Here is a 14,166-nt window from a genome sequence, read left to right as displayed (position 1 = left end):
ATAGGAGAAAAATCAGTTGAGGTTTTCAATCCTTTTCTGGATTTCCTCTTCACTAAGCATCCTGAAACCTTCCTCCTCTGTGACGGTCGCCACAAGGATTCCGTTACCTGAGTAGGTGTCCCTCTCCATGGCGGATTTTACGGCCCTTATGGCCACGTCCACTGCCTCGTCCACGTACAGTTCATCACTGTATCTGTCCTCAAGGACACCGTAGGCAACCGGTGAACCGGAACCCGTTGAGACGAACTTGTCTGGTATCATCCCCCCTGACGGGTCAAGGGAGTAGATCTTTGCACCGTTCTCGTCGACGCCTCCAAGGAGTGTCTGTACTATGAATGGATAGAAACGTGATGAGTGTAATATATTAGCTGCAAGTGCAGCGGCGGCCTCTATGCTTATTTTTTCTGAGTTTCTCATGCGGTAAAGTGCAGCCTCAGCCTTGAGGTACTTCATGAGGCTCTGAGCATCCGCCACTGAACCTGCGATGGTCGCGGCTATGTGTTCATCTATTTTAAAAATCTTGTCTGTAGCCTTATGGGCTATGAGGTTGCCCATACTGGCCCTTCTCTCTGTGGCAAAAACAACTCCATCCTTGCATGTTATGCCAACAGTTGTGGTGCCTTTCAGCGTGTTTTTATCGTTCATAGATACACCTCTAATAAAAATAATAAAAAACCAGTCCTAGATCCCATTGTGTTTTTATGGTATATAAAGGGTTTTCATTTAACCCTGCAAAGGGCTGTCCCCATGGACATAAAAGTTCTGTACCAATATATAACAGGAGGTCCTTATTAAACTTTGCGATTTTTTTATAATAGATAGGGCTCCCTGAGGGGTTGGACACAGGTTATCCTGTCATTAAAAAGGAATAAGGGTGGGAGTATCAGGTTATGATCTCTGGAAGGCGGTCCTGCTCTGCGGCCACCATGATCTCCCTTGCAACGCGACGGCCCATGCTCATGCCCTCACCGTGGAGGAGGTAACTGTAGGTTGAACCGTGCATGAAGGTGTTTGTACCCCCATCTGTACGTGCGCTCATCTCAAATGTCACAATCTCAAGGTTATCTGTGCACATGGTCTGGAGACAGAAGGGGCCGTTCATGCCAGGCGGAACAATCTTGTTTGCTGCTTCCACCATCCGGTCTCCTATGTCAAAGACCTGTGGGAGAAGGGATTCCCTCATGGCAACCGGGTGGTTACCGGTTATCACGTAGGAGGGGTCAAGGTTTATGTCAAGCTGGTCCCTTGCAGGTATCCTTACGAGGCCGTCGATGTTTGACTCAAATCTGCTGTCCATCCCCATTAGTTCGACCTCATCGTTCATGATTGAGTAGAAGTAGTGGATGCAGAAGTTGGTACCTGCTACGTATTCCTCTATGTGGGCATCTTTAACATCGTCCTCAGTTATCCAGCCCCTCTCCAGCATGGAGTCGATCTTTTCATTGAACTCCTCTGTACTTGAAGCCACGAAGTATCCACGACCACCCCTGGCACCAGGGAACTTGACCATGACAGTCCTGTCTATTTCATTAGGGTCAGTGTACTTGAAGGGTATCCTTATACCTGCCTCCTTCATGAGCTTCCTCTCAAGGTCACGTTCAGATTCCCATCTCAGTATATCCCTGTTACCGAACATGGGGACATAGAAGTCATTTTCAATGTGATCAAGACCTGCATAGGCCACAAATGAGCCGTGAGGGACTATTATGCTGTTCATTGACCTCAGTTCGTCCTGAACATCATCATTCACTATATCACTGAATTTATCAACCATTATGAATTCATCTGCAACTTTGAATCGCTGATATGGAACTTCACGACCCCTCTCACAGACAACTGCTGTCTTGAAGCCCTCCCGCTTTGCCCCGTTCAGTATGTGCAGTGATGTGTGGCTGCCCAGGGTTGCTACTGTTATATCCTTTTTGCTGTATCCTTCAAGGATCTCGAGTATCTCTTCACGGTTTACCTTACCCATAAAAAACCCCCTTGTTTTTAGAGTTGTATATTAGTTTAGTTTCATGATAATTATCTTTTTTGCCTTTTGTAGAAGGCATTAAATACTTGAAGTGAAAAATAACATTCAAGGATTTATTTTTTAAGAACCCCCCAACAGTGAAAACCATGAAATGGGCAAGGATAGGAGATATTATAGTCCTCAACAGGGAAGCGGATGACCCTGAGGCTTTACTTGATATGGAGGGGGTCAGGAGTGTAATCCAGGTGGAGGGTATACATGGTCCCCTCAGGAGGCCGAGGGTCAGGGTACTTGCAGGTAACGGCACAGAAACGGTTCACAAAGAGAATGGCTGCCTCTTCAGGATAGACCTCTCAAGGGTCATGTGGTCACGGGGTAACATAAACGAGAGGGCCCGGATACCGTCACTTGTGGAGGAGGGTGAGACCGTTGTCGACATGTTCGCGGGTATAGGGTACTTCTCCATACCGGTGGCTGTCCATTCAGATCCAGGAAGGGTTTACTCAGTGGAGTTAAACCCGGACTCATTTGAACTCCTCAAATCCAACATAACCCTCAACAGGGTTGAAGGGATAATAGAACCCATCATGGGGGACTGCCGTGAAGTAGCCCCCGAACTTGATGCTGACAGGGTTATAATGGGTTACGTTGGAAGGACACACCACTTCCTTGACGCCGCGATGGAGTGTGTAAGTGATGGGGGCGTTATACATTACCATGAAACCGCACCGGAGGCCATAAGATTCTCAAGACCCCTCAGGCGGATTGAGAGGGCGGCGCATCCAAGGAGGGTCTCACTGCTTGATAAGCGCGTTATAAAGAAGTACTCCCCCGGGGTCTGGCATGTCGTGCTGGATGTCAGGATACACTAGCTGCAGGCAGGGACTGAGGGTGCCATGATACAGGTGGAGTAAATGGAATTCATCGTATATGAATAAAAAATGGGTTTGAAGCATTCATAGAAATAACTCCATGGTATGTAACCGCTGGGGCTATTCATAGATTTAGAAGGTGATATTCTGGTACCTAAGGTTGCGGGTGTGGATCCGGCGGCAGCAGATGGAAGAGAAAGCGGTATTTTTATCCTGGAGGGCGACACCTATGAACTATTGAGTGCCTTCTCCCTCCGGGAGATAATAGATGCAGTTAAGTCTGCAGATGTGGTGGCAGTCGACGCACCCCTATCCCTCCCGGCCGGGCGCTGCTGCCTTGAACATGACTGCAGCTGCAGCAGATATGGCCACTTCAGAAGGGCCGACCTGGAGCTGAGGCGGTATGGTTCCGTCCTTCCCCTCACATGGCGGGGTATGAGGGAGCTCACCATGAGGGGCATGAAGATGGCAGAGATACTGGGATCCATGGGGGTGAAGGTAATTGAAACCCACCCGAGAACTGCAGATTCAGTGGCAGGTCTCTCGGGATGGATGATCAGAAAACTGGGAATTGAAGATCTGGAGATGAGTGTACACCAGAGGGACGCCCTCATAGCCGGAGCGGTCGCCATCCTCTACTGCAGGGGAGACTTCATTGAACTTGGAGATCCAGTGGAGGGCACAATAATTCTACCATCCCCTGGCGTGGAATTGTAGGATTCAGTGTCATGGTAGCCAGTGGCCGGGACTCACAGAGTCTCGATGAACCGGGGATAAAGCTCTTCTATCCGTTCCATCACACGGGGGCTCAGAAACTCCCTGGATATGAATTTTCTGTATACAGGGAGCCTCTCCTCAAGAGCAAATCCAGCAGATTCGGTGATCCTTTTAAGTTCATCTATCTCTGGCCATGGTGCCTCGGGATTCACATAGTCCCGGCTGATGGGTGATACACCACCCCAGTCATCTGCACCGGCCAGGAGGAATACCTCACCGGTTTCCCTGTTCAGGTTCGGAGGGACCTGTATGCTCACATCAGGGAACATTATCTTTGCAGCCGCAACCATCTTCACCATTTCAAGGAGGGAGGGTTCCCGCTGGTTCTCCATGGGGATTCCAGGTTTTGAGCGGAAGTTCTGGATTATTATCTCCTGTATATGCCCGTACCTGTCCTGTATTCGCCTAAGCTCAAGGAGGGACTCGGCCCTCTCCTCGAGGGTTTCACCTATACCTATGAGCAAGCCGGTGGTGAATGGTATCCTCAGTCTCCCAGCGTCCTCTATCATCTTTATCCTCAATCTGGGGTCCTTACCAGGGCTTTCACGGTGGGCCTCTGTTTCCATGAGCCTGGGACTCGCTGATTCGAGCATGAGGCCCATGGATGCGTTTACCTCCTTCAGCATCCTCAGTTCGCGGTAGCCTATCACACCCATATTGGTGTGTGGCAGGAGTCCAGCATCAAGTGTCAGCTCACAGAGGTGATATGTGTAATCAGTCATATCTCCAAAGCCAAGGGATTCAAGCTTGTCCCGAACCCCTGGGAACTCATGGGCATCCTCACCGAAGGTGAAGAGGGCCTCAGTACAGCCGAGGGAGAGGGCTCTCCTCACCTCACCCATAACGTCTTCAGGTTCAAGTAGGGGGGGCTCAGGGGTGTCTGACCTGAAGGTGCAGTATCCGCAGCGGTTCCGGCAGGCCCTTGTGAGGGGTATGAATATGTTCCTTGAGTAGGTCACGCTTCCAGGTTCACAGGCCCTCTTCATGAGGTCCAGTATATCCGGCCCCTTCATGAGGAGGACTTCGAGTACTTCGTCCTTTGAGTGGAGCATGGGAGCACCGTTAAAATTAGATTATTCAGATAGGTCAGAGACAACAGCCTCAACAAAGCAGGGTCCGACTCCGCTCCGGTCCCTGTAGAGAACAACAAAGAGGCCTGTCTCGTCGGCCATGCAGAGGCGGTAGTCAACACTGAAGTTCATATCCTCAAGGGATTCCTTCAGACGGTGTATTCCCCCTATATCGGTTTCGGTTCCAACCTCCACACATGACCTTATCTGTTCATCCATAACACCTATGAGGGCAGCGCCCTCCTCTGAGAGTAAATCCAGTTCTGTGGCTCCAAGGTGTTCAATCAAACTATCAAGTTCCCGGGACATGTCCTCCGCATTCATCCTCTTCCTGGACATTCCCCTCACTATGAGAATTTCCCGGGAGTCAAGTGCGGGTCTGGAACCCTCAAATGCTTCAAAGAAACCCATGATTTCTCCGGCTATCCTGTGCAGTTTCATCAATCATATCAACTCCCGGCACCGTTAAGTTCTTCTATCTCGTATCTGAGTTCTCCCATGGTCGCAACCTTCTCTGCGAAGGCGTTGTGTCTGTGTATGCTCTCCTCGTTTATCTGCCTTACGGTAACGATGGTGTCATCCGGCAGGTGGGGGTACTCACTGACTATCCTGTGGACCATGTTACGGACACAGTCCTCAACGAACATGGGATTTTCATGGGCACTCATCACCACCGCGTTCTCGTCGGGTCTCTTGAGGAGTTCATAGACAGGTGAACTCATGGAGCTCTCTATGATGTCTATGAGCTTCTCAGCCCTTATGGTCTGGTCCTCAGGGACCTCTATCATTATCATGCCACGCCCCCTCTGGTTGTGGGAGGCGAAGGATACACAGTCAAGGACTCTCTCGACGGTCTCATCGTCAAGAAATTCAAGGAGCTTCTGGCGTGAGGCTTCCCTGACAGATTCCTGTGCACAGGGACACACGGTCATACCCACAACCTCTGCCCCTATCATCTTCCGTATGACTATCCCATCATCGTCCCGGTAACCGATGGCGTCTGCCATTATCTTTGTCATCTCCTGACTCTTCCTCCGGGTCACCGGCGACCTTTTCATGAACATGAAGTCGCTGTTCATGCTTACCTCGGCCCTCCGGGCGTACCTGTGCTTCTTGAGGAGTTCATTAACTATCTCTGCGCAGAGGGATTCGAGTTCAAGTGCGTTGTTCTCAACAACCTCCTCGAGGACGTCACTTATGGCCTCGGGGTTCCTTGACATGTGGATCCCCCTCTGTTTGCTCGGAAGATCCACGAAGGCATCAAATGTTGGAAGCAGGATTATGGGCCTTCTGCCCTCCCGCTCTATCTTCAGAAGCTTCTTAACACCTGTAACACCCACCCTTGTGAGGTGGACGGGGATGCTAGGAATCTTGTCCTGTGTATCTGGAAAACAAACTAAACCCAAATTTTACACCCCATGAGTAATGGTTACCTAGGTTTTAACTATAGTATGAGAACTTTGCTTATATACTTGTCCGGTGAAGTATTACTGATTTGATCAGTTGGCTGTCCTTTCAGGTTATGCAGGAAAAATCAGTGATGAGGATACTGGTCTCATAACTGTTCATCAGTGTTGGGTGCAGAAAATTCAGTTGATAGTTCAAGCCCCCTCAGCGGATGGAAAATCAGGAATCAGGAGAGTAACTCCAGAATATTCTCGGCGTTCAGGTCCTTTATGTTCTCCATTAACCGTGAATCGGCACCATAGAGTTCTTCCGCCCTTGCTGCAAGTAGAACTGTGCTCTTATCGGGTTCGCCCACAACCAGAACATCCTCCAGGGCAGCAAGCTTCCTCTCAATGTCGTTCCGGAGGTGCTCTATCTTCTTCTCTATACCCCTGAGGGCACTTTCAGGGATTTTTGGGTTTATCTCCTTCATATCATCAACTGAGAGGGGTGCTCCTGCAACCAGGATATTCTGAGCTTCTACCCCTGCCTTCACAAGGAGTTTTTTGACTGAGGAATTGTTCACAATTATGAGTTTACCCCTTGCAGCCTCCCTTATCCTCTCGGATGGGTCCTGCCTTTCAAGGACACCGAAGTCTGCGAGTATATGGTCAATGGCCTCCCTGGCGGCTATCAGCTTCCTGCAGAATTCTGAAGCATCCTCACCTCTAAGTTCATGGGTTGGGAGGCTTGTGTAAAGGTACTCCTCGGCATCGATGAGTTCCATCATGGCCTCCTGAAGCTTCCCGGTGTCGATGACACCATCACTGGCATCCCTGAATCCCTGTTCCCTCTTGAGGTTAATGCATGACTTTCTTATAAGCTTCTCTGCCTGTTCGAATCTGATCCTATCCATTTCAATACCCTCTCAGAAGTTGAAGTATGCTGAAAACCTGTCACTCAGCTGGCTGAATATTCCAGAGACACCCCCGGGCGCCGCTGTTTCAGGTTCGTATTCCTCACCATCAAGACCCCTCAGGAATGCGATATTTGATCTCCCAAGGGCCTCAGGGTCATAGCCACCCTCCAGAACCGCGGCGCAGGGGAGTCCTGTCTGATGGATGAACCACCCGATCCATGAGAAGAACTCCTCATCAACCATGATCTCTGCAAGGGGATCCCTTCTGTGGGCATCAAAGCCTGCTGATACAAAGATCATATCCGGCCGGAATCCTTCCAGGACCGCCGGGAGTATCATCCCGAGTATCCAGAGGTACTCACGGTTACCCGAGCCCCTGGGCATGGGGATGTTGAGGTTGAAGCCCTCCCCCTCACCGGAGCCGGTCTCATCAATGAATCCGGTTCCAGGGAAGAGGGTCCGTGGGTCCTGGTGTATGGATATGTACATCACATTCCTGTCCCTGTAGAATATGCTGGATGTACCGTTCCCGTGGTGGACGTCGAAATCAAGTACCAGGGGCCTTGAGACCCCGAGGTTCCTGCGGGCATGCTCAATGGCTATGGCTATGTTGTTGAATATGCAGAAACCCATGGAGCGGTCATAGGTGGCATGGTGGCCCGGGGGCCTTCCAAGTGAGTAGGACCAGCCATCCCTGAGGGCCTCCTCGGCAGCCAGCATGGCTCCCCCTGCTGAGAGCCTCGCGACACTGAAGCTCTCGGGGGTCATGTAGGTGTCATAGTCAAGCCATCCGCCACCCCTCCCTGCGAAGACCTCAAGGTACTCCACATGAGTACTGCTGTGTACCATGAGGATATCATCGATTCCAGCCATCCCGGGTTCCACGAACCTTGGGGAGAGATCCGAGGATTCTATGGCCCTAAGGATGGCCCTGGTCCGGCCACTATTTTCAACGTGACCCTCATGATTGTGCAGGTCATAGGATGGGGAGTGGATGATAACCATATGGTTATCATTTTCTGATTCAGGGGATAAATAATTTAATCTCCGATCATCTTGGTGGAGGTCATATCCTCCTTGACGATGTTGAGGACCGTCTGTGTGTATGTCCTCTGCACATCCCCCTCACTGAGGAGGCCCTTTATGAAGCTGTCAAGTTCACCGGTGTCCCGGAACTTACCTATGAGTATGGCGTCGAATTCTCCTGTAACGTCATACACTGCCAGGACGTTCTTATGGTAGGCGGTCCTTGTCTCCCAGTTCCTCAGGACCCCTCCCTTGACCTTCACACCTATGATGGCTGTCAGCTTGTATCCGAGCTTGGAGTGGTCGATTATGGGCACAAATTTCTTTATAACCCCCTTTTTAACAAGTTTTTCAACACGGTTGTGGACGGTACCCACTGAAACGTCGAGTATCCTTGATATGTTCCTGTAGGACATGCGTCCGTCCTCATTCAGGAGGTCTATTATCTTTCTGTCAATATCATCGATTTTGACCAGATCATCATCCATACAAATCACCACTAAACAATGTATACCTATGAAAGTTATATTATAAAGTTTTTTAAGTGAATATAAGTTTAGAAGAAGTCATCAACTTTTATAAGATAGGGTATGTTCCCTTATAAATGTTTATCTGAAGATGGGAAAATAAAAAAGGAGGGTAATTTTATTCGTAGGCGTATCTGAGTGCAAGGGCCCTGTTCCAGAAGAGCTGGATGTAGGGGTATATTATGAGGACCGCGATCAGGGTACCCAGAACCGGTATCACATTCAGGAAACTTGCAATGAATGCCATCACCGCTGAGATCAGACCCACAACGATGTACCAGATTATGTAGTCCAGCCATCCGATCTGGGATATCACGTCAAGTATCTCACTGAACCTGAAGGCTGCACCGAGTTCGCTGTCATTGTAGGCCATGTGTGCGATGGCTATTGTCTCTATGAGTCCAAGGATAATTGCGAGTATTATGCCTATTATCGTTGTACCTCCTACGAGGCCTGTGAATGCTGTGGGGTTTGTGATAACACCTGTGTCTGGTGAAACCATAGTAAAGGAACCAAGAACACCTGCGAATATAATTATCAGTGGAACTATCATGTATGCTATCTGAACAACGAATACCTTGAGCCCATCGACGAACATTTCTCCCCATTCATCGAATTCAGGCAGTTCATCGAAGCCAGCTATTGAGGCCTTCAGCGCCCTGAAACCGTACCCCATGACCAGGAAGACGGGTAAAATTAGAATACTGGCTATTATAAGGACACCCAGTATTATGACCTTCTTCCAGTCACTGGAGGGGTACCTTATGGCATCATTTACAATTTCACCTATATCCATATCTTTCACACCTCCGCGGATTCCCGCAGGTAAAACTATATAAATAGTCACATATAAAACTGCCTAATCTGTTTAGAGAAAGATATAAATCGCTACAAAGTTAATAATATCTCGAGCAGGTGAACTGATGAAGAAGGGGATACTCATCATAGCTTTACTGGTAATCGCCGGGGGTTACCTTTACTTTACAGGGACACAGGGGGACTTTGAGCCCCTGGGAAGGCTCGCATTTGTTAAAATTGCAAATCCAGATATGTACCCAGGTCATATACACTCAAAACTACTGGCAGACTATGCCCGTGAAAGGGGATCGAAGTGCATTCTGGTGGTCCATTACGGCGGAAGCTCCAATTACCGCTGCTACATGGAGGGCGACGTTTACATCCTTGAACTCGCCTACGTTGAAAAGAAGCAGTACACGCCGGGCATAAACTGGACAGAGGTATGGCAGGAGGGAATATACGGCATACCTGACGATAAGTGGACCTACCGTTCAGATGGAAGGGAATTCGGAACACTGGACGAGGCCCTTGCATACATAAAGGAGAGGGCGGCTGAGCACGGTCAGGAGGGGCCCATACCCCTCGTATACCACGGCACGGTCAGGCAGGGTGAGATATTCATAAACCAGGGCTGTGGATTCCCCCTCTACTATAAAATTGCCAGGAATGAGTATGGCCCCATTGGAGCATACCTCTACTGCTTGAAGGGAATGATCTTTCCCTACCTCAACAACCCCTACAGGAACTTTGAGATCAGGAATGCAAGGTCACTGCAGTATTACTACACCCATAACATGCTCAACTATGAATGATCGAGAGCCGGGGGTGAGTACTGCTTCAACTCCCCCAACTTCTATTCCGGCATGAGTCCTGCCAGGACCTCCTCAATCTCCCCTATACCGGCGTCGGTCCTTATACCCGTCGGCCTTATATGGGTCCTTGAAACCCTGAAACCGGCCGCCTCAAGACCATCCATAACATCCCTCAGGGGTGGTGCACTCCTTCCAAGCTTACTGCAGACCTCATGGATATCATAGAATCCAGGGGGCATCCCTGCTTCATCAAGACATCCCTTCAGAAGTTTAAGGACATCTCCGGCCGTGTTGAGTTCCTTGTTCTCAACCTCCCCTATCATCTCACCGATGAATTTCCTGTCCTGGATATCACCGACCCAGAGGGGACCGGCCGCCTCCATTTCGGCACCGCAGTGGGGGCACTCACGTTTCAGGGGCGCAAATCCCTTCACGTGTTCATGGTGAAGGCATCTGAAGCAGTGAAGCATGAATCCGATATTCCTGATGGATTCATCGGCCCTTCTGGCACCCCTCCTCACGTGGATGTATAGCCTCATGTAGTGCTGGCTGCTGTGGGAGAGGAGTACCGAGGCAGCCTTCCTGTACCTTGCAAGGTTCATGGCTGTGAAGCCTGCGAGTATCCTTAGTCCCGTCTCATGGCAGTACTCTGTTTTAAGGGGCCTTGAGGAGTACTTCCTCAGGCAGGGCTTTATGTAGGTGCCGCAGAGGCTTGAGGTGTCGGTGGCTGTAACAGCAAGGAGTGAATTGTTCCTTGCAGAAGCCGCCGCAGAGTCCATGAAGGGTGCAGGGGTCCCGAAGGGGTCGATGTCTATAACATCAAAGCGGCCATGGTTACTCCTGAGGAAGATGCTGGCATCCTCTCTGCTGACCTCAGGGGACACCGAGTTTATCACTGAGTTATTTTTTATGCATTCAACTGCAAGCGGGTTTATGTCATTTGCAAAGGCCTCAGAGACTCCTTCAACCTCAACCAGATACCTTATGGCCCTTATACCGCTCCCTGAGAAGGTGTCTGCAACGCTAATCTCCCCACCGAGGAGTCTCTGGAAAACCTGGAGCGCGACCACTGACACATCCCTGTTGAACTCCATGGCAGGGTTGTAGAATACAGGTGCCCTGGCCGAGACCTTACTGAAATCAGGAACCCTTATGGTGACTGAACCCTCATTTACCGTTATCATAATTCAACACTCCCACTTCAAAATATTTATTAATGCCGGATGATTAGTGTGATACATGACCAGTAATTTATTAAAAAGACTCATGGTCATCAGGTAAGGGATCGGAGCTGGTGATGGATGGAGGATTTTCTGAACAACGTATACCTGGGAAGGAATGATGCATGGAGATATGTGATGACCGTATTTATGAGCTTCGTGGCATCCAATGTTGGAGCCGGCCTAATACTGGGTGTCATCATCGCAGCCGTCCTGCTACTTAAGGGTGGTGCTGGGGCGCTGGGGGACCTGTCATCCTTCAGCGGCCCCACCCTCCTCATAATGGTGGCCATAGGGTTTTCAGCTTCAATGTTCTTCCTCTATGTTGGACTGAAGTTCATTCACCAGAGGGATTTCATATCTGCAGTTAATTCGAGGGGATACCTTGACTGGCGGAGGATCCTGAGGGGCGCGGGCACATGGTTCCTCATAGTTGGTGTGCTTGATCTGGTATCGGTCCTTGCTGACCCATCAGGGGTCAGATTCAATTTTGGTTCAGGGTTCTGGTGGCTGCTAATCCTCTCCATACTGGCCTTCCCGGTCCAGGCATCCTTTGAGGAGATATTCTTCAGGGGCTACCTGATGCAGGGTATCTGGTCTGTCATAAAGAGGCCGGTGCCGCTCATAATCATCAATTCAGCGATATTCTCGGTCCTTCACTGGTGGAACGGCGCGACACTTAGCATGAGCCTTTCAATAACTGTCAGCACCTTCATCATAGGACTTGTGCTTGCACTGGTGACGCTGGCAGATGATGGCGTGGAGATGGCCATGGGCGTCCACATTGCAAACAATCTCTATGTGAGTGTCATACACAGCTCCCCTGACGCCGGTCTGGGGAACCTCCCATCCCTCATGGTGAGCCCCTCAGACCCCTACACAGCTCCCCTGACCCTCCTCCTGGCTTCAGCACTCCTTGTCCTAATACTCTTCAGGGGCCGATACCAGGATTTAGGCAGGATATTCCGGTGATTCACTGTTAAAGCCGGCAACGTCCCTTCAGGGAACATTAAAGGCCGGCATCTCTCCCACCTCAACTTTATTGATTTTTCTGCACGGGGGGACGGGCATCAATTTTTAAGTGCCAGCACGATATAGTTAAACCAGTTAACTTTCATTCGGGTGTTCAAATGATACCGGTTGCTACTCCAATAATCGATGAAGAGGAAATTCAGGAAGTCATAAAGGTACTTAAGTCGGGTTTTATCGCGCAGGGACCCAGGGTGGCTGAATTCGAGGAGAAATTTGCGGCCTATGTAGGAACAGAGCATGCAGTTGCAACGAGTTCAGGGACAACAGCCCTTCATCTGGCCCTCCTCGCCGCTGGAGTTGGAAAGGGGGATGAGGTAATAACAACTCCCTTCAGTTTCGCTGCAACAGCAAACGCAGCCCTCTACGTCGGAGCCACACCAGTATTCGCAGATATAGACCCCCTGACATATAATATAGATCCTGAGAGGATAGAGGAACTCATAACACCCAGCACAAGGGCGATAATACCGGTCCACCTCTATGGCCAGCCCGCAGACATGGACCCCATAATGGACCTTGCAGCTGACCACGACATCCTGGTCATTGAGGATGCTGCACAGGCCCACGGAGCAGAGTACCATGGAAGGAAAGTCGGTTCCATGGGCGATGCCGCCTGTTTCAGCTTCTACCCCACAAAGAACATCACAACAGGTGAGGGCGGAATCATAACAACTGATGACGATGAGATAGCTGAGATGGCACGTATACTCAGGGCCCATGGGGAGACAGAACGCTACAGGCACACATACCTGGGATACAACTTCCGCATGACCGACATCTCAGCCGCCATCGGGATAGCCCAGCTCGGAAAACTCGAGGAGTTCAACAGCAGGCGAATTGAAAATGCAGCTTACCTCACATCCCAGCTGGGGGACCTTGAGGGAGTATCAACACCCCACATTGCAGCGGGGGTCAGGCACGTCTTTCACCAGTACACCCTGCGGGTTCCGGGCTCAAGGGATGAACTCATGGGCTTCCTCAATGAGAGGGGTGTGGGTACAGGCATCCACTATCCCAGACCAATCTACAGGCAGGAACTGTACCAGAGAATGGGCTTTGATGCCAGATGCCCGGTGAGTGAGGCGGCTGCAGCGGAGGTCCTCTCAATACCGGTACACCCTGCCCTAACCAGTGAGGAGCTTGAGACGGTCGCAGACACGGTCAGGGAATTCTTTGAGTAAACCGTGGCCCTGAGCTGCTTTAATTCCTTCATGCCGCTGTGGGCTGGATTGAGTAAAACACAAAAATTTTTTATTCAAGGTCAGTATCAGCTCCTGGAATGGGTAAGATTTGCTTCCAGGAAATTCCCGTTCTCAGATTAGGGCGCTGGATACCTCTGAAAGGGCACCATTTGATGGAGCAATGCTGGCACAATCGGCCTTATATAAAATTATGAACCTGTGATATGTCCAGGGCCCTAAATCTTTTCCTTCACAGATTCAACCTTATCCCTTAAACCCCTGTCGGCATCCCTTCTATCATCGATCTTGAGGGTTGTGTAGACCCTATCTGAACCCGCCTGGAGGACTGCCTCATGTGCGGCCTTGACAGCCTCCATGAGTTCATCAAGGTCTTCAGCCTCAAGCAGTGTCCCCATTCCTGAGATCTCATACCTCACATTCAGCTTCTTGAGGGCTTCGACGGCAGCTGCCACATAGCTGCTGAGGGAGGTGCTGCATGTACCCAGGGGTATCACGGTGAGTTCTGCGGTAATCATGATTAATTATATGTCCCCTCATTTATATATAGGGT

The 14,166-nt window shown here is 50.1% G+C and carries 16 protein-coding genes; 5 read left to right on the top strand and 11 right to left on the bottom strand.

What is annotated here, in order from left to right; translation table 11 throughout:
- Nucleotides 1-12 precede the first annotated feature (12 nt).
- Nucleotides 13-645, bottom strand: a complete 633-nt coding sequence (psmB, locus tag MTCT_RS05555) for an archaeal proteasome endopeptidase complex subunit beta (protein ID WP_048175764.1) — start codon at nt 643-645, stop codon at nt 13-15.
- A gap of 238 nt (nt 646-883) precedes the next feature.
- Nucleotides 884-1,975 (bottom strand): formate--phosphoribosylaminoimidazolecarboxamide ligase, encoded by a 1,092-nt coding sequence (locus MTCT_RS05550; protein ID WP_048175763.1) that lies wholly within the window; start codon nt 1,973-1,975, stop codon nt 884-886.
- Nucleotides 1,976-2,121: 146 nt separating this feature from the next.
- Here MTCT_RS05550 and MTCT_RS05545 point away from each other — a divergent pair, with 146 nt between their 5' ends.
- Both MTCT_RS05545 and MTCT_RS05540 read left to right on the top strand, forming a co-directional pair.
- Complete coding sequence (locus MTCT_RS05545; protein ID WP_048175762.1) at nt 2,122-2,847, top strand: class I SAM-dependent methyltransferase family protein; 726 nt, start codon at nt 2,122-2,124, stop codon at nt 2,845-2,847.
- A gap of 168 nt (nt 2,848-3,015) precedes the next feature.
- On the top strand, nt 3,016-3,564 hold the full coding sequence (locus tag MTCT_RS05540; RefSeq protein ID WP_048175761.1) for a DUF429 domain-containing protein: 549 nt from the start codon (nt 3,016-3,018) through the stop codon (nt 3,562-3,564).
- 32 nt (nt 3,565-3,596) lie between these two features.
- Here MTCT_RS05540 and cofG read toward each other — a convergent pair whose 3' ends face one another.
- From cofG to MTCT_RS05505, 7 genes are all read right to left on the bottom strand, one after another.
- Nucleotides 3,597-4,676, bottom strand: a complete 1,080-nt coding sequence (gene cofG / locus MTCT_RS05535) for a 7,8-didemethyl-8-hydroxy-5-deazariboflavin synthase CofG (protein WP_048175760.1) — start codon at nt 4,674-4,676, stop codon at nt 3,597-3,599.
- A gap of 21 nt (nt 4,677-4,697) precedes the next feature.
- Nucleotides 4,698-5,135, bottom strand: coding sequence for a DUF2120 family protein (locus MTCT_RS05530; RefSeq protein WP_048175759.1), 438 nt, complete (start codon nt 5,133-5,135; stop codon nt 4,698-4,700).
- Nucleotides 5,136-5,143: 8 nt separating this feature from the next.
- On the bottom strand, nt 5,144-6,100 hold the full coding sequence (gene mptA, locus MTCT_RS05525) for a GTP cyclohydrolase MptA (protein ID WP_048175758.1): 957 nt from the start codon (nt 6,098-6,100) through the stop codon (nt 5,144-5,146).
- Nucleotides 6,101-6,327: 227 nt separating this feature from the next.
- A complete protein-coding gene (locus MTCT_RS05520; RefSeq protein WP_048175757.1) occupies nt 6,328-6,996 on the bottom strand; it encodes a DUF2100 domain-containing protein in 669 nt (222 codons plus the stop codon).
- 12 nt (nt 6,997-7,008) lie between these two features.
- Nucleotides 7,009-8,004 carry a histone deacetylase family protein gene (locus MTCT_RS05515; RefSeq protein WP_048175756.1) on the bottom strand — a complete coding sequence of 332 codons (996 nt, stop codon included), beginning with the start codon at nt 8,002-8,004 and terminating at the stop codon, nt 7,009-7,011.
- A 35-nt stretch (nt 8,005-8,039) separates the two neighbouring features.
- Nucleotides 8,040-8,513 carry an Lrp/AsnC family transcriptional regulator gene (locus tag MTCT_RS05510; protein ID WP_048060987.1) on the bottom strand — a complete coding sequence of 158 codons (474 nt, stop codon included), beginning with the start codon at nt 8,511-8,513 and terminating at the stop codon, nt 8,040-8,042.
- Nucleotides 8,514-8,670: 157 nt separating this feature from the next.
- Nucleotides 8,671-9,348, bottom strand: coding sequence for a DUF4013 domain-containing protein (locus MTCT_RS05505; protein ID WP_048060986.1), 678 nt, complete (start codon nt 9,346-9,348; stop codon nt 8,671-8,673).
- 127 nt (nt 9,349-9,475) lie between these two features.
- Here MTCT_RS05505 and MTCT_RS05500 point away from each other — a divergent pair, with 127 nt between their 5' ends.
- Nucleotides 9,476-10,162, top strand: coding sequence for a hypothetical protein (locus tag MTCT_RS05500; RefSeq protein WP_048175755.1), 687 nt, complete (start codon nt 9,476-9,478; stop codon nt 10,160-10,162).
- A gap of 41 nt (nt 10,163-10,203) precedes the next feature.
- On the opposite strand, the gene MTCT_RS05495 is transcribed toward MTCT_RS05500, so the two are convergent.
- Nucleotides 10,204-11,346 carry a tRNA (guanine(10)-N(2))-dimethyltransferase gene (locus tag MTCT_RS05495; RefSeq protein WP_048175754.1) on the bottom strand — a complete coding sequence of 381 codons (1,143 nt, stop codon included), beginning with the start codon at nt 11,344-11,346 and terminating at the stop codon, nt 10,204-10,206.
- 117 nt (nt 11,347-11,463) lie between these two features.
- Between MTCT_RS05495 and MTCT_RS05490 the strand changes: the two genes are divergently transcribed.
- Nucleotides 11,464-12,354, top strand: coding sequence for a CPBP family intramembrane glutamic endopeptidase (locus MTCT_RS05490; RefSeq protein ID WP_048175753.1), 891 nt, complete (start codon nt 11,464-11,466; stop codon nt 12,352-12,354).
- A 158-nt stretch (nt 12,355-12,512) separates the two neighbouring features.
- A complete protein-coding gene (locus tag MTCT_RS05485; protein ID WP_048175752.1) occupies nt 12,513-13,595 on the top strand; it encodes a DegT/DnrJ/EryC1/StrS aminotransferase family protein in 1,083 nt (360 codons plus the stop codon).
- Between the two features lie 236 nt (nt 13,596-13,831).
- Here MTCT_RS05485 and MTCT_RS05480 read toward each other — a convergent pair whose 3' ends face one another.
- Entirely contained in the window at nt 13,832-14,131 is a 300-nt protein-coding gene (locus tag MTCT_RS05480) for an MTH1187 family thiamine-binding protein (protein WP_010876811.1), read from the bottom strand.
- Between the last annotated feature and the right edge of the window lie 35 nt (nt 14,132-14,166).

This window comes from Methanothermobacter sp. CaT2, assembly GCF_000828575.1.
Classification (GTDB): domain Archaea; phylum Methanobacteriota; class Methanobacteria; order Methanobacteriales; family Methanothermobacteraceae; genus Methanothermobacter.
The sequence above is the reverse complement of the archived record's forward strand: the minus strand, read 5'-3'. Positions and strand labels throughout refer to the sequence as shown.